Raw genomic sequence first — 14,538 nt, 5'->3', positions numbered from 1 at the left:
GGAGCGGTAGTTCAGTTGGTTAGAATGCTGGCCTGTCACGCCGGAGGTCGCGGGTTCGAGTCCCGTCCGCTCCGCCATTTGCAAGCGAAAACCCCTGCAGAAATGCAGGGGTTTTTCGTTTGTGTCGATCTCGATTCCTGGGGGGCCGGCGCTACCGGCAATCGCCTTCGCGTACGAATGCGAGATCCTCGAAGTCGTAGCTGAAGTCCGCGTCCGGATCGACCTTGGCCATGTGCAGCGCGTTCGCCCTGCCCTGCGCTAGCGATGCAACGAGCCACGCGTCGACATCGACATCGGCGTCCCGCCAACGCACCTGCAGGCGATCGTCGACCGCGACCACATCGCCCTGCAGTTTCGGCGAGCGCTCGGACACGAAGGTCAGCCCGTCTTCCTGCGGACACACGTCGACGGTGCCGAACCACGGATCGCGCCAGCGGCCCGCGACGGTGTCGATCTGTCGCGCGGTCGGCATGCGTGCCGGCAATCGCGTATCGACTGCTAACGCGCCGCTGGCCGCGCGCTCAGCTGCGAGCAGACCGGCGTAATACGCGACATCGTGCGAGCCAACCGCACCGGTGAGCTGCTTGACCAGCGCCTGCATCAACACCGTGCGCGCCTCGTCCGCATCCCCGTTGATCAGCACGACGATGCCCACGCCGCGCTCGGGCAACAGTGTCAGCGCGGAATACATGCCCTTGAGCGTGCCGGTGTGCGAGACCTTCGAGGTGCCGTCGACATCGGTCAGCCGCCAACCGTAACCGTAGGCCGAGAAATGACTGCGATCCCACGCGCGCATCCGCGCGCTCAGCGGCATCGGCATGTGCGCCGTCCACGCGGCATCGCGCTGCGCCTGCGACAGCCACGCCTGCTCAGGATCGCTACTGCCGGCATTGAGCCAGACCTGCGCCCAGCGCAGCATGTCGTCGAGGCTGCAGCGCAGTCCGCCGGCAGCCATCATCGGCTCGTCCGGAATCGTTGCCTCATCGGCGCGCACCACGACCGTGCGACCGTCGATGCGCGCATGCGGCTGGGCGACATTGCCGACCGCGTCGCGCGACCAGCTGCCGGCCTGGCAGCGGGTCATGCCGAGCGGTTCGAACACCTCGCGCCGCACCAAAACATCGAACGGCACGCCCGCGACAGCGGCCGCGACTTCGCCAGCGACGATGTAGAGCGTGTTGTCGTAGGCGTAGCGCGAGCGGAAGCTCCAGCGCGGCTGCAGATGGCGCAGGCCGTGGATGACCTCCGCGCGCGTAAAGCGGTTCGGCGACGGCCACAGCATCAGATCGCCGGCGCCGGGGCCGAGTCCGCTGTTGTGGATCAGCAGATCGCGGACTTGGATCTCGCGCGTGACCCAGTCGTCGGCCATGCGGAAATCAGGCAGATGCCGCACCACAGGATCGTCCCAGCGCAACAGGCCGGCGTCGACCTGGCGCGCCAGCACAGCGGCGGTCATCGCCTTGCTGTTGGACGCGATCTTGAACAGCGTGGCCGCATCGACCGGCTCGCCCTGCCCTGCGCGCAGTTCGCCGCGCGTGTGCCGCAGCACCACCTCGCCATCAACGACGACGCCCACCGCGATCCCGGGCAATGCGTAACGCGCCACCGCATCGTCGACCAGTGACGCGAGCCGTGCAGGATCGACCTGCGCCTCGCGTGCACCCGCCTGCCCCGCGACAGCGAGGCAGGCAATCAGCATCCAGCGCGCGACGCGCGTCGGCACGGCTGTCAGAAGTCGAAGGTGATGTTGGCGAACACCTGACGACCGATCGCGCTGTAGCTGCTGGCGAAGTACGGCCACGCGGTGTGCGAATCGTCGCGCGGCGGCATTTCATCAAGCAGGTTGAGCACGCTGATGCCGAGCGTCACGTCGTCGGTGATGCGGCGCGACACATCCGCGTTCCAGATCACGTAGCCCGACGTGCGGCCGGGCAGCAGGTTGCCGTTGTAGTTCGGGCGACTGCCGTAGCGATAACCATAGAGACTGGTATTCCAGGCATCGTTCGACCAGCTGGCGCGCCAGTTCGCGCGGCTGCGCTGGCTGTTGTATTCGACGGTGCTGCGTACATCGCGCGGCGCTTCGTCGCCGAATTGCGCGACCTCGAATTCGAGCACGTGGGTGTAGCCGGCCTGCAGGTTCAGATCGCCCCAGCGGCCCAGTTCGCGCCCATAGCGCAGCGAGGCATCGAGCCCTTCCGTGCGCATCAGGGAGGCATTGATCGGATAGGTCGCGAATCGGGTGATGCGGCCATCAGGATTCAGATCCGACGCCACGCGCTGCACGGCGCCTGCATAGAACTGGCAGGCCTGCGAAGTCGTATCGACCGTAGCGCCGTTGCGATCCTGGCCAAGCCGGCAGTTCGCTTCCTGCTCGAGGTAGTAGCTGTTCGACAGCGCCTGCACCCGACCTTCGAGTTCGATGCGATACCAGTCGACGCTCGCCGACAGGTTCGGCAGCACATCCCAGACCACGCCCAGCGTCGTCGACTTGCCTTTCTCTTCTTCGAGCAGCGGGTTCGACGACTGGGTCATGTAGGTCTGGTAGTTGAACGCCGCGGTGCATGCGGGCGTCTCGGCGGCGATGCCGTTGAGCCGGCACAGATACTCGTCGTCGACGATCGGGTTGGAACCCGTGGTGCCGGCATAGATCCACAGCAGATCGGGCGCGCGGAAGCTGGTCGCATGCGCGCCGCGCAGCAGCAGATTGCGGAACGGGCGCCATTCCAGGCCCGCCTGCCAGGTCACCGCGTCATCGACGGACGTGATGTCGTCGTACTTGTCGTAGCGGCCGGCGAGCGTGGCTTCGAGACGCTCGAACACAGGCACGCGGAATTCGAGACCGAGCGCGAAGCGGTCACGCGGGCCGCCGCCGGGCGTGCTGGTCAGGTTGTAGACGCGGTCGGGGCCGGTGTAGTCGACGGTCGTGCGTGGATCTGGCGTCAGCGAATATTCCTGCTTCGCGGCTTCGAGCACCGCGGCCATCTGCAGCGGCCCAGCCGGCAGATCGAACAGCGGGCCGCTGAAGACGAACTGCGCCTGGTCGGACTTCGACACGCCATCGCTGACCACCGTGGTGGTGAGCTGGTCGTACAGCGCAGCCGAGCCGGGCGCGAACAGGCGATCGGTGTAGAACTCGCGGATCTCGTTGCCGTCCGGTGCGATGCCCAGCACCGGACCCATGTAGTAATCGCGCACGGCGCGGGTGAGGAAGCGCGGACGTGTGGTGGTGATCTCGAAGCGCGACGAGGTCAGGCTCACGTCCCAGTCGAAGCGACCGTCGACCAGCGTGCCGCGCAGACCGGCGTTGATCGACCATGCGCGTTCGTCGTATTCGATGTACTTGGTGCCGCCCACTTCATCGGGCAGGAAGATGCGCTGGGCAGTGACGAGACCGCGCACGGGATCGCGCACGGTGAACGGGCCTTCGCCGATGTAGTAATGCGTCTGGCTGGAACTCTTGTCGTTGGAATCACTACCCAACAACTGCGCGTAACCGGTCACGGTATCGCTGAAGTCGAAGCTGCCCGACACGTACGCCGAGGTCTTGCCGTACGCGTTCTGGATCGAGCGTGCGTTGTAGTAGTCGAGCGCGCCGCAGCGGTTGGGCACGGCGACTGTCGTGGCCGAATGGAAGGGCACAAAATCCGGGTTCGTTGCATCGCAGGCGTCCAGCAGCGCCTGGTAGGACGGCGACAGCGCGCCGGCATCGTTGCGCCACAGATAGTTCTGGCCGGCGCGGAAGTAGACGCCGCTGATCGATGCGGTCGGACGCTCGGGATTCGTGCGGTACTGCGGATGCGCCAGATACGTGAGATCGCGCTGCGAGGCGACGATCTCCTCGCGGTCCAGACGTTCGATCGCGTACGTCAGGCTCCAGCGATCGCCGGTGCGTCCGCCCGTCCACTGGAACAGGCCGGTGTCGCCGCCACCCTGCGTCGTCGTGCCACCGCGCAGGCGGATCGTGTCGCCGCTGAAATTTTCCTTGGTGATGATGTTGACCACGCCGGCGACCGCGTCCGATCCGTAGATCGCCGAGGCGCCGCCGCTCATGACTTCGATGCGTTCGATCGCTGCCGCCGGAATGCTGCCCAGGCTCACCGCGGTGCCGTTGGAGCCGTAGGGCTGCGGATAGTCGGCCAGGCGCTGCCCATTGAGCAGGATCAGCTGATAGCCCGGCCCCAGCCCGCGCAGATTCATGAACTGTCCGTTCGGCGAATTGCCGGTCTGGTCGGTCTCGTTGAGCGTGTTGCCGGTGAACTGGGTGAGCGTGCCCAGCGATTCCCAGACCGTGCTGAAGCCCTGTTTCTGGATGTCTTCGGCGGTGATGACCGTGACCGGTGCCGGACCTTCGATCGCGGTGCGCGCGATGCGCGAGCCGGTGACCTGCACCTGATCGAGCGTGTTGACCCGCTCGTCCGTGCTGGCCGTTTGCGCATGGACGATCGCAGGCATTGCCAGCGCCAGCAGCAACGCGGCGCTCAGGCGACTGACAAAGGGCGGGTGCGAAGCGAACTGGCAGGACATGGGTGACGGACTCCCCTGGTGGCGTGGCGACACGGCGCACGCAGCCGGCAGGTCACACCGGTGCGGCCGACATCGAAAGCAACCCGGCCGCCCCGGAGGGCCCCCTTACCTGACGGGTCTGGCCTTGTGATTAACATCCGTCGTGAATGGGTGTCAATTCATCATTCCGCCTTGTCCTGACGCGGAAAACAAATACTCTCGAACGCTCGACCGCAGATCGGTGCGCCACGTCGTGCACACCGACAGCAGGAGCCGTGATGCGTTTCACCCGACTGTCCCCGTTCGCCATGCGTTGCATGCTCGCCACGTTGTTGACGCTTGCCGCCTTGCTGCCCGCGCCCGGCGCAACGCACGCCGCGTCGCCGGCGCTTCCCGGCCTGACTGCGTCGATGTTGTCGCCGGAGTACTGGATCGCGCGACTCGACGCGCCAGATGCGGTGGTACTCGATGCCGCTGCGATCGACGCGCAGAACACCGTGATGCGTCGCGACGATAGGTCGATCCAGGATCCACTTGCCCTGCCCAGTCGTCTCGATCAGCGCACTGTCGCAGGCTGGATCGAGGCGCTCTCGAAGCGCCCCACCGCGCCACGCTTCACTGTCGATGGTCCGGTCGATGCCGCGACGCTCAATGGCTGGATCGACGCGCTGGCGCTCGACGCCGTGCCCACGCAGGTAGCGCCACGCTTCGGTCTCGTGGTGCGCCGCGCGGACCTGCGCGCATTCCCGACCGCGACCCGCGTCTTCAGCCGCCCCGGCGACACCGACATCGACCGTTTCCAGGAAGACGCCTTGTTCCCCGGTGCGCCGGTCGCGGTGCTGCATGCCAGCCGCGACGGCGACTGGCTGTTCGTGGTCAGCGAGCGCTATCGCGCCTGGGTCGAGGCACGACACGTCGCGATCGGCACGCGTGACGCGGTCGCGGATTACGCGGCGCGTGCAGCCGATGGCGTCGTCGTCGCCGGCGCCACGGCGCGCACGGCGTTCACGCCCGAAGCGCCGAGGGTCTCGGACGTGCAGCTGGAGATGGGCGTGCGTGTGCCGCATGCAGATTGGGATGCGACGCGTGTGCTGCACGGCCAGGTGCCGGCATTCGGCGACATCGTCGAACTGCCGGTGCGCGGTGACGACGGTGCACTGTCGTTTTCGCCGGCGCTTCTGCCGGCCTCCGCCGATGTCGCCGACGACGTGCTGCCCCACACGCGCGCCGCGCTGATCCGCCAAGCCTTCAAGTTCCTCGGCGAACGCTACGGCTGGGGGCACTCGTACAACGCGCGCGATTGCAGCGGTTTCGTATCGGAGATCTATCGCAGCGTCGGCATCCTGCTGCCGCGCAATACCAGCGCGCAGGCGACGAGTCCCGCGCTCAACCGTATTGAGGTCACCGCCGATATGCCTCACGCGCAGCGGTTGCAGTTGCTGCGCGAGGCCGACATAGGCGACATGGTGTTCATTCCGGGCCACGTGATGATGGTCATCGGCCACATCGACGGCGAGCCCTGGGTGATCCACGACACCGCTGGCATGAGTGTGCGTGATGGCGATGGTGCGATCGCGCGCCTGCCACTCAACGGCGTCGTGGTCACGCCGGTCACGCCGATGCTGTCGGGCGAGGATGGCACCACCATCGACCGCATCACCAGCATCCAGCGCGTGCGCTGACGCGCGCGCAACTCCGGACACGCATGAAGATCACCGACATCCAGCTGGGCATGGTACGCGTGCCGCTGAAGACGCCGTTCAAGACCGCGCTGCGCACCGTGGAAAGCGTCGACGACATCATCGTGTCGATCCACACCGACACCGGCCATATCGGCTACGGCGAAGCGGCGCCGACCGCGGTGATCACCGGCGATACGCACGGATCGATCGTCGCTGCGATCTCGACCGGCATCGCGCCACGGCTGGTCGGCCGCGAGATCGCCGATTTCAACGCGTTGACACGACGGGTGCAGACCGCGATCGAGCGCAACACCAGCGCCAAGGCCGCGGTCGAGATCGCGCTCTATGACCTGTTCGCGCAACTGCACGGGGCGCCGTTGTACCGCATCCTCGGTGGCGGCGATCCGGTGATCAGCACCGACATCACGATCAGCGTTGACACCATCGACAAGATGGTCGCCGATGCGCTGTCGGCGGTGGACCGCGGCTTCGGCGCGCTGAAGATCAAGGTCGGCAAGGATCTGGGTGTCGATCTCGAACGCATCCGTGCGATCCACGCTGCCGTCGACGGTCGTGCGCTGCTGCGCCTCGACGCCAACCAGGGCTGGACGCCGAAGCAGGCCGTGCATGCGATGCGTCAGCTCGAAGATGCCGGCATCGAACCAGAGCTGCTGGAGCAGCCAGTCAAGGCCCACGATCTCGCCGGTCTGAAGTACGTCACCGATCGCGTGCACGTGCCGGTGATGGCAGACGAAAGCGTGTTCGGCCCGGTCGAACTGATCGAACTGATCCGCATGCGCGCGGCCGATATCGTCAACATCAAGCTGATGAAGACCGGTGGGCTGTCGAACGCGATCAAGCTCGCCGACATCGCCGGCCTGCACGGCGTGGACTGCATGATCGGTTGCATGATCGAAACCAGCATCAGCGTCGCCGCGGCGGCGCATCTGGCGGTGGCGAAATCCGATGTCATCACCAAGGTCGATCTCGACGGGCCCTCGCTGTGCGCGTGGAATCCGGTCGAGGGCGGCGTGTCGTTCGATGAAGCTGAAATCTCAATCGGCGATGCGCCGGGCTTGGGTATCGTTTCGATACGCGGCGTGCAGCCCATCGCCCGCTGACGTGCAGATGGCCTCGCCGCTGCTGGAGATCCGCGCCGAGCGGGACAGGCTGTCGGGCGACAGTTCGCGCTCCAGCGCGGCGCTCGCATCCGATCTAAGACGCGGCATTCCAGCAATCCGCTGCGCATCCGCGCCAATCACGTCCTGCTGGTTTTTGCATATGGCGCGCAACATCTGTCGCGATGCTGCGCTATCACAGCGCACTGCAGCAGCTGCTCGATGCGAAATCGCGCAGTTGTGTCCGATGCCCGGTCGACAGGCCCGACTCGCCGACCATCAGACGCGCACCCGGCGCCTGCTCGATCCATGACTTCAGAGGACGCTTTCATGCTCAGATTCCATCGACGTACCGCACGCGCCACGCTGCTGCTGGCCACACTGCTGCTCGCCGCCTGCGGTACCACACGGACGCCCGTTGCAGCGCCGCTGACCGGTGCGCAGCAGCTCGTCGTCGTGACGTCTGCCGACTGGGACGCCGCGCAGGCGCGCATGCAGCGCTTTGAACGCGATGGTGACGGCGCCTGGCGCGCGGTCGGCGATGCGGTGCCGGTGATGCTCGGTCGCAGCGGCAGCGGCTGGGGCATCGGCCTGCATCCGGCACAGGCGGGCGAACCGCAGAAACGCGAAGGCGACGGCCGCGCACCGGCAGGCGTGTTCGCGATCGGCGAAGCGTTCGGCTACGCACCCACCGGCATCGGCGCGCTGCCCTACCTGCCGATGCAGGCCTCGCATTACTGCATCGACGTGCCGGCCTCGCCGCTCTACAACCGCATTGTCGACGAGAAGGACGTCGGTGCGGCCGCGGTGGAGGGTTCCAGTGAGCGCATGCGTCTCGACCTGCACAACGATGGGGACGTGCGCTACCGCCAAGGCTTCGTCATCGAGCACAACGCGCAGGGCGCGGCCGGCCGCGGCAGCTGCATCTTCGCCCACCTACTGCGCCGTCCCGACGAGACCACGGCAGGCTGCACCGCGATGAGCGATGCGGCGATGGACGCCTTGCTGGGCTGGCTGGACCCGGCGCGCACGCCGCGCTTCGTGCTGCTGCCCGACGCCGAATACGCGCGTCTGCAGACCGCCTGGCAGCTGCCGGCGCTGCCACGATGAGCGCCGCGACGGCGCTGGTTTCGCGCATCGCCACGCTCGACGATCTGCCCGCAGTCCTGGCGATGATGCGGGCCTTCTACATCGAGGACCGCCTGCACTTCGACGACGTTGCCACACCGCGCGCGGTGTCGGCGCTCCTGTCCGACCCCGGCTGCGGCGCGCTGCTGTTGCTCGGCGCCGACGGCACCGACGGCTATATGGCCCTGACCCGAGGTTTCAGCCTCGAACAGGGCGGCCACCACGCGCTGCTCGACGAGCTGTACATCGCGCCGGCCGCGCGCGGTCGTGGACTCGGCGCGCAGGCGCTCGAGATCGCCAGCACGCAGGGGCGCATCTGGGGCGTCGCCGTGCTGCGTCTGGAAGTGCATCACCACAATCCGCGCGCGAAGGCGCTGTATCTGCGCGCGGGTTTCGTCGACGGCCACCGCGACACGCTCGCGCTCGATCTGGGCACACGCCTCTGATGCATCGACGACCGCGCGGCCGCCACGCCGCATGGCATGCTGCTGCGGTCCGTCGAACCGGCCGAGCGCCATGACCGAAGCTGTTCCCGCACGTCGCACCCTTCCCGCCTCGGTCCGCGTGCTGCTGGCGTTGCTGGCCGGCGCGGTCGTCGGTCTCTCGCTCGCGGCCTGGAACGCCGACACCGCGCTGCGCGTCGCCGAGTTCGCACAACCGATCGGCAAGCTCTGGCTCAACGCGCTGCAGATGACCGTGGTGCCGCTGGTCGCGGCGCTGGTCGTGGTCGGCATCAACGGCGCCGCCGATGCGGCAGCGTCCGGACGCAACGCACGCATGGCGATGGCGACGTTCGCGGTGCTGCTGGCGGTCTGCGGCACCTTCGCCGCAATCGCCGCACCGGCGCTGCTGTCTCTGGTACCGCGCGACGATGCCCTGGTCGGCGCGTTCCGCGCCGCGATCCAGGCGCCCGAAGTCCTGCCGCAGGCGCCGAGCTTCGGCCTGTGGATCACCAGCGTGATTCCCAGCAATGCAATCGCCGCGGCGGCGGCCAGCGCGATGCTGCCACTGGTCGTGTTCTCGATGTTCTTCGGTTTCGCGCTGACCCGACTCGAACCCGAACGCCGGATGCGCATGCTCGATCTGGTGCGCACGATCGGCGACGCAATGATCGTCGTCGTGCGCTGGGTGCTTTGGGCTGCGCCAGTCGGCGTGTTCGCGCTGGTGCTGGCGGTCTGCGCGCACGTCGGACTTGGTGTACTGACCGCGCTGGGTTATTACATCGCGCTGCAGTGCGTGCTGTACGTGGCGATCACGCTGCTGATGTACGGAGTCGCGGTGACCGTCGCCGGCGAACGCCTGCCGCGCTTCGCCGCCGCACTGCTGCCGGTGCAGGCGATCGCCGCGAGCACGCAGTCCTCGCTCGCATCGCTGCCGGTGATGATCGACAGCGCGCGCAATCGTCTCGGTTACCCGCTGGCGGTGACCTCGCTGGTGCTGCCGATGGCGGTGTCGCTGTTCCGCATCGCCAGCCCCACGCAGTATCTGAGCGTCGTGGTGTTCATCGCCTGGATGTACGGCGCGGACCTGGGACCGGCGCAGCTCGCGATCGCGGTCGGCCTGAGCATCGTCATCAGCATGGGGTCGGTCGGATTGCCGGGCCAGGTGAGTTTCATGACCAACAACCTGCCGGTGACGCAGGCGATGGGCCTGCCGATCGAACCGCTGGGCGTGCTGCTCGCGGTCGACACGCTGCCCGATGCCTTTGCCACCGTCGCAAACACCACCGCCGACGTCACCGCGACCGCCGTCGTCGCCCGTCACAGCGGTACGTCGGCCTCTGCGGATCTTCCACCGACATGACCGACACCTGGACCCTGCTGCACAACCCGCGTTGCTCGAAGTCGCGCGCCGCGCTCGAACTGCTGCAGTCGCGCGGCATCGAAGCGGAGGTCGTGCGCTATCTCGACACGCCGCTCGATGCAGACGCCCTGCGCACCCTGCTGCGGCGTCTCGACATCGCACCGCGCGCCCTGCTGCGCAGCGGCGAGGATGCGCATCGCGAACTCGGTCTCGCCGATGCCGCGCTCGATGACGAGGCAATTGTCGATGCAATGGCCCGGCATCCCGAACTGATCGAACGGCCGATCCTGGTGCACGGCGAACGCGCGGTCATCGGTCGACCGACGGAGCGGTTGCTGGCACTGCTGGATTGAGAGCGCCTGTTTCTCACGACTTCAGCTGCCGTCGCCTCAGCGGCGTTCAACGGACGCACGTCCGGTCACGCTGGGGCCCATCTTGATCTGGAATCGACTGCGAAGATGGGTCCCAGCGTCCGCTGGGACTACGAACGCATGCGATCCATCGCCTGCGTTCGCGTCAGACTCAGTGCGTCCGCTTCGCCACATGCATCGCCGACGCCCGCGCCGGCGGGGCGAAGCTGTCGGCCCGGGCGCTTGGCCAGAAGGTCTTGAACACCGCATGTTCGGGCACGCCGGTCAGCAGTTCGCCCGGCTCCAGGAAGCGGTACAGCGCTGCCAGCGAGCGCACCTCGGTCGGCGTGACGCGCCGCAGGATGTGCTCGGGGCCGATCTGCATCGGATGCTCCAGTCCTGCCGCGCCGATCATGTCGCGCAGCGCCTTCAGCGTGTTCTCGTGGAAATGGAACACACGGTTGGCCTTGTCGGGCACGTCGAGCAGACGCCAGCGCGCCGGATCCTGCGTGGCGACACCCGTCGGGCACTGGTCGGTGTGACAGGTACGCGACTGGATGCAGCCCAGCGAGAACATGAAACCGCGGCCCGCATTGCACCAGTCCGCGCCCATCGCCAGCGTACGCGCGATGTCGAACCCGCTGGTGATCTTGCCGGCCGCCGCGACGCGGATGCGGTCGCGCAACCCGATGCCCACCAGCGTGTTGTGCACCAGCATCAGCGCTTCCTGCAGCGGCAGGCCGACGTGGTTGATGAACTCCGACGGCGCCGCACCGGTGCCGCCCTCTGCGCCGTCGACGACGATGAAGTCGGGCAGGATGCCGCTATCGAGCATCGCCCGCGCGATGCCGAACCACTCCCAGGGATGTCCGATCGCAAGCTTGAAGCCCGCCGGTTTACCGCCCGACAGCGTGCGCATGCGATCGACGAATTCCAGCAGCCCGAGCGGCGTGGAGAACGTACTGTGCGCCGCCGGCGACTCGCAATTCTGGCCCACCGGGATGCCGCGCGTCTCGGCGATTTCCGCCGTGACTTTGGCGCCCGGCAACATGCCGCCGTGCCCGGGCTTGGCGCCCTGCGAGAGTTTCAGTTCGACCATGCGCACCTGCGGCTCGGCCGCGTGGCGCGCGAACAGGTCTTCGTCGAATCGGCCTTTGGCATCGCGACAGCCGAAGTAACCCGACCCGATTTCCCAGACCAGATCGCCGCCGTGCTCGCGGTGGTAGGGAGAAATCGCGCCTTCGCCGGTGTCGTGATAGAAATTGCCGCGCTTCGCACCGAGGTTCAGCGCGCGGATCGCGTTCGCAGACAAGGAGCCAAAGCTCATCGCCGAGATGTTGAAGATGCTCGCGGTGTAGGGCTGCGCGCGTTCGTCGCCTACCGGCACACGGAAGTCGTGCGACGCGGCATGCGCAGGCACCAGCGAATGGTTGATCCACTCGTACTGCGTGCCGTACATCGGCAACTCGCTGCCGAACGGCACCACGTCGCTGACGTTCTTCGCCCGCTGGTAGACCAATGCGCGCTGCTGACGCGAGAACGGCACCTCGTCCTGGTCGTCTTCGATGAAGTACTGGCGGATCTCGGGACGGAACGCTTCGAGTCCGTAGCGGAAGTGCGCGGTCAGCGGATAGCTGCGACGCAGCGTCGCGCGCGTCTGCAACAGATCGACCGTGCCCAACACCGACAGCGCCAGCAACGGCACCGCGGCGAGCGCCCAGCCCATCGACTGGTGCAGCGACGCCATGGCGATCGAGACCAGCGCCATGACGACGCACAGAGCGAATGTGAGATAGCGGGTCATCGGGTTCCCTTTCAAAACCGCCGGCACCTGATGCCCGGCGCGCCATCCTCCCCGGACGACGGTGAAATCCAGCTGCAGGCCGGTCCGGCCCGTGCTGCGCGTTGTACGCATGGTAGGTAGCGAACTGTCACGCGGCCACCCGAAACTGAATGTTCCGTTGCGCGGCCCACCGCTTCACGGCGGTTTGGCGCCCGGCTGCCTACTGTCGATACGAGTCCCTCATCTCTGTCCAACGTCCATGCCGCAGCTGTCCCACAATCCGGTGGTCCTCGCAGAACTGACGCGGGCGGTGCACGCCGACCTGCCGGATGCCGACTGGCACGAGCTCGAACCGGTGCTGCGTGCGCAATGGGAGCAGGTGCCGCGCGCGATCGACTGGGATATTGCGCGTGCGATGGCAGCGTCACATTTCCGCTCGATGCGCGGGCTGCCTGACGCGGCGCCGGTGGTCGGACTTCAGGACATCGACACCACGGGCACCGTCTCATGATCTCGCCGCGCACCATCTGGCGCGTACTCGTGCTGCCGACCTACATCATGATCACCGGCGCGGTGTTCGGACTCGCGTTGCGCAACACCACCGGATCGATGCTCTCGCCGCTCGCGGCGCTGGCGCCCTGGGTCGTGGTGATTGCCGGCGCACTCGCGATACTCTCGATTCTGGGCGCTGTACTACGCTGGCGGCGCAGGCTCAACGCCGTGCGCCGGGTACGAGCAGCCCGTGACCCCGTAGTGCAGTCGGACTGGGAAGACAGTGACGCCAGCCGCGCCGTGCATCACGCCGGACCCGTTTGATCCGCACGCTTTAGAGTGGATCCGCAATGTGACTCGTGTTGCCGCCTGCGCGCTTGGCTTGGTAGAGCGACGCGTCCGCGCGTGCAAACCAGTCCTGCCAGTCGCGTTCCGTCGACAACATTGCGCCACCCACCGCCACAGTGATGTGTCCGCCCGGACCGACCAGGCGAGACGCGACCGCTTCGCGCACGCGTTCAGCGGTACGCGCCAGTGCCTGCTCAGATACCACCGGCAGCAACATCACGAACTCCTCGCCGCCGAAGCGATAGACGGAGTCGCCCTGCCGCAGTTCTTCTCGCAGCAGAACGGCGAGATCGATCAGCACCGTGTCGCCTGCCGCGTGGCCGAACGTGTCATTGACGGTCTTGAAGCGGTCGATGTCGAGTACGAGCAGACCGACGCGGCTGCTTTGGCCCGTTGCGATCGCATGGCGCAGATCGGCTTCCAGCACGCCGCGGTTGGGTATGCGCGTCAGCGGATCGACGCTGGCCAGCAGCTCCAGTGAATCACTGTGCGTGCGCAGCCGGCGCGCGAACACCAGCGAGAATCCATACACCAGCGACCAGGTCACCAGCGTGCTGATCTGGGACGGGCCGACATCGCGCCACAGCAGCGCTGCCGACGCGCACAGCAGCACCGCCGCCCCGCTCCGGGTTGCGACCCGCAATCCTGCGAGATAGAAGTTGGTCATCAATGCGACATAGATCCAGCCGCTCGCTGCCGAACCGAGCGTCAGTGACGCAAGAATGGCGAAGCCGGAATTGAGTACCACCATCCAGGCGCCGGCACGTTCGGTGCCTCCTTCCCGCCAGGCAAAGCGCATCACCACGAGCATCGTGACGATGACCGTCGCATCCAGCGCCGCAACGCTCCAGTCACCGCGCGCGAGCCGCCAGATCATAAAGCTGCCGAGCACGACCGCGGTCACCGACCCCAGCAGGGTAATGATGGCCAGGCGGAAATTGTTCCGGAGTCTCGAAATCATCGTTGTGGCGCCCATCCCGGGGCACCCCGTCGGCATGCCCGTCACTCCGCTGACCCATTGCTGCGTCCGCTGTGGCCGAACCCTGAACCGCAGACGTGGACGCGCCCGTGAAGACCGCGTGGCGACCAGGGGAACGAAGAGAACTGCGAAGTCGGCCTGCAAGAAAAGGCCACTGTTTGGTGCCCGGAGCCGGAATCGAACCGGCACGACCTTGCGGCCAACGGATTTTAAGTCCGGTGCGTCTACCAGTTTCGCCATCCGGGCAGGCGTTCGACAGCGTGCGCCAGCGCGCGGCCGATTGAAACCGCCACGCGAACGGCGCGACGCCAGATACGAAAAAGCCCCGCATCTGCAGGGCCTTTCGAACTGG

General features: G+C 66.9%; 13 protein-coding genes and 2 tRNA genes. 10 read left to right on the top strand and 5 right to left on the bottom strand.

Annotated elements, in window-relative coordinates; all coding sequences use genetic code 11:
• A tRNA-Asp gene (locus ACZ9YD_RS04800) sits at positions 1 to 77 on the top strand.
• A gap of 74 nt (positions 78 to 151) precedes the next feature.
• Here ACZ9YD_RS04800 and ACZ9YD_RS04795 read toward each other — a convergent pair.
• Complete coding sequence (locus ACZ9YD_RS04795; protein ID WP_465074682.1) at positions 152 to 1,699, bottom strand: serine hydrolase; 1,548 nt, start codon at positions 1,697 to 1,699, stop codon at positions 152 to 154.
• 29 nt (positions 1,700 to 1,728) lie between these two features.
• Positions 1,729 to 4,524, bottom strand: coding sequence for a TonB-dependent receptor plug domain-containing protein (locus tag ACZ9YD_RS04790; RefSeq protein ID WP_465073996.1), 2,796 nt, complete (start codon positions 4,522 to 4,524; stop codon positions 1,729 to 1,731).
• Between the two features lie 257 nt (positions 4,525 to 4,781).
• Here ACZ9YD_RS04790 and ACZ9YD_RS04785 point away from each other — a divergent pair, with 257 nt between their 5' ends.
• From ACZ9YD_RS04785 to arsC, 7 genes are all read left to right on the top strand, one after another.
• The gene (locus ACZ9YD_RS04785) at positions 4,782 to 6,185 is read left to right on the top strand and encodes a C40 family peptidase (RefSeq protein ID WP_465073995.1); all 1,404 of its coding nucleotides are present in this window, start codon (positions 4,782 to 4,784) and stop codon (positions 6,183 to 6,185) included.
• A gap of 23 nt (positions 6,186 to 6,208) precedes the next feature.
• Complete coding sequence (locus tag ACZ9YD_RS04780; protein WP_465073994.1) at positions 6,209 to 7,306, top strand: dipeptide epimerase; 1,098 nt, start codon at positions 6,209 to 6,211, stop codon at positions 7,304 to 7,306.
• 7 nt (positions 7,307 to 7,313) lie between these two features.
• On the top strand, positions 7,314 to 7,616 hold the full coding sequence (locus tag ACZ9YD_RS04775; protein ID WP_465073993.1) for a hypothetical protein: 303 nt from the start codon (positions 7,314 to 7,316) through the stop codon (positions 7,614 to 7,616).
• 17 nt (positions 7,617 to 7,633) lie between these two features.
• On the top strand, positions 7,634 to 8,413 hold the full coding sequence (locus ACZ9YD_RS04770; RefSeq protein ID WP_465073992.1) for a L,D-transpeptidase family protein: 780 nt from the start codon (positions 7,634 to 7,636) through the stop codon (positions 8,411 to 8,413).
• Positions 8,410 to 8,877, top strand: a complete 468-nt coding sequence (locus ACZ9YD_RS04765; protein ID WP_465073991.1) for an N-acetyltransferase family protein — start codon at positions 8,410 to 8,412, stop codon at positions 8,875 to 8,877. The genes ACZ9YD_RS04770 and ACZ9YD_RS04765 overlap by 4 nt, the downstream gene beginning before the upstream one ends.
• A 70-nt stretch (positions 8,878 to 8,947) precedes the next feature.
• A complete protein-coding gene (locus tag ACZ9YD_RS04760) occupies positions 8,948 to 10,234 on the top strand; it encodes a dicarboxylate/amino acid:cation symporter (RefSeq protein WP_465073990.1) in 1,287 nt (428 codons plus the stop codon).
• On the top strand, positions 10,231 to 10,587 hold the full coding sequence (arsC, locus tag ACZ9YD_RS04755; protein WP_465073989.1) for an arsenate reductase (glutaredoxin): 357 nt from the start codon (positions 10,231 to 10,233) through the stop codon (positions 10,585 to 10,587). The genes ACZ9YD_RS04760 and arsC overlap by 4 nt, the downstream gene beginning before the upstream one ends.
• Before the next feature lie 169 nt (positions 10,588 to 10,756).
• On the opposite strand, the gene ACZ9YD_RS04750 is transcribed toward arsC, so the two are convergent.
• On the bottom strand, positions 10,757 to 12,331 hold the full coding sequence (locus tag ACZ9YD_RS04750; RefSeq protein WP_465074681.1) for an FMN-binding glutamate synthase family protein: 1,575 nt from the start codon (positions 12,329 to 12,331) through the stop codon (positions 10,757 to 10,759).
• A gap of 295 nt (positions 12,332 to 12,626) precedes the next feature.
• Between ACZ9YD_RS04750 and ACZ9YD_RS04745 the strand changes: the two genes are divergently transcribed.
• A complete protein-coding gene (locus ACZ9YD_RS04745; protein ID WP_465073988.1) occupies positions 12,627 to 12,878 on the top strand; it encodes a hypothetical protein in 252 nt (83 codons plus the stop codon).
• A complete protein-coding gene (locus tag ACZ9YD_RS04740; RefSeq protein WP_465073987.1) occupies positions 12,875 to 13,183 on the top strand; it encodes a hypothetical protein in 309 nt (102 codons plus the stop codon). The genes ACZ9YD_RS04745 and ACZ9YD_RS04740 overlap by 4 nt, the downstream gene beginning before the upstream one ends.
• A gap of 10 nt (positions 13,184 to 13,193) precedes the next feature.
• Here ACZ9YD_RS04740 and ACZ9YD_RS04735 read toward each other — a convergent pair whose 3' ends face one another.
• Together ACZ9YD_RS04735 and ACZ9YD_RS04730 are read right to left on the bottom strand one after the other, a co-directional pair.
• A complete protein-coding gene (locus tag ACZ9YD_RS04735) occupies positions 13,194 to 14,204 on the bottom strand; it encodes a GGDEF domain-containing protein (protein WP_465074680.1) in 1,011 nt (336 codons plus the stop codon).
• A 141-nt stretch (positions 14,205 to 14,345) separates the two neighbouring features.
• Positions 14,346 to 14,432, bottom strand: a tRNA-Leu gene (locus ACZ9YD_RS04730).
• Between the last annotated feature and the right edge of the window lie 106 nt (positions 14,433 to 14,538).

Source organism: Luteimonas sp. AC640a, assembly GCF_979256585.1.
The sequence above is the reverse complement of the archived record's forward strand: the minus strand, read 5'-3'. Positions and strand labels throughout refer to the sequence as shown.

Bases quoted from the DNA above. Each gene is read 5' to 3' on its own strand.
- ACZ9YD_RS04740 (WP_465073987.1), top strand. From the start codon at position 12,875: ATGATCTCGCCGCGCACCATCTGGCGCGTACTCGTGCTGCCGACCTAC.
- ACZ9YD_RS04745 (WP_465073988.1), top strand. From the start codon at position 12,627: ATGCCGCAGCTGTCCCACAATCCGGTGGTCCTCGCAGAACTGACGCGG.
- ACZ9YD_RS04765 (WP_465073991.1), top strand. From the start codon at position 8,410: ATGAGCGCCGCGACGGCGCTGGTTTCGCGCATCGCCACGCTCGACGAT.
- arsC (WP_465073989.1), top strand. From the start codon at position 10,231: ATGACCGACACCTGGACCCTGCTGCACAACCCGCGTTGCTCGAAGTCG.
- ACZ9YD_RS04735 (WP_465074680.1), bottom strand. From the start codon at position 14,204: ATGCCGACGGGGTGCCCCGGGATGGGCGCCACAACGATGATTTCGAGA.
- ACZ9YD_RS04790 (WP_465073996.1), bottom strand. From the start codon at position 4,524: ATGTCCTGCCAGTTCGCTTCGCACCCGCCCTTTGTCAGTCGCCTGAGC.
- ACZ9YD_RS04775 (WP_465073993.1), top strand. From the start codon at position 7,314: ATGGCCTCGCCGCTGCTGGAGATCCGCGCCGAGCGGGACAGGCTGTCG.
- ACZ9YD_RS04785 (WP_465073995.1), top strand. From the start codon at position 4,782: ATGCGTTTCACCCGACTGTCCCCGTTCGCCATGCGTTGCATGCTCGCC.
- ACZ9YD_RS04750 (WP_465074681.1), bottom strand. From the start codon at position 12,331: ATGGCGTCGCTGCACCAGTCGATGGGCTGGGCGCTCGCCGCGGTGCCG.
- ACZ9YD_RS04795 (WP_465074682.1), bottom strand. From the start codon at position 1,699: ATGCTGATTGCCTGCCTCGCTGTCGCGGGGCAGGCGGGTGCACGCGAG.
- ACZ9YD_RS04760 (WP_465073990.1), top strand. From the start codon at position 8,948: ATGACCGAAGCTGTTCCCGCACGTCGCACCCTTCCCGCCTCGGTCCGC.
- ACZ9YD_RS04780 (WP_465073994.1), top strand. From the start codon at position 6,209: ATGAAGATCACCGACATCCAGCTGGGCATGGTACGCGTGCCGCTGAAG.
- ACZ9YD_RS04770 (WP_465073992.1), top strand. From the start codon at position 7,634: ATGCTCAGATTCCATCGACGTACCGCACGCGCCACGCTGCTGCTGGCC.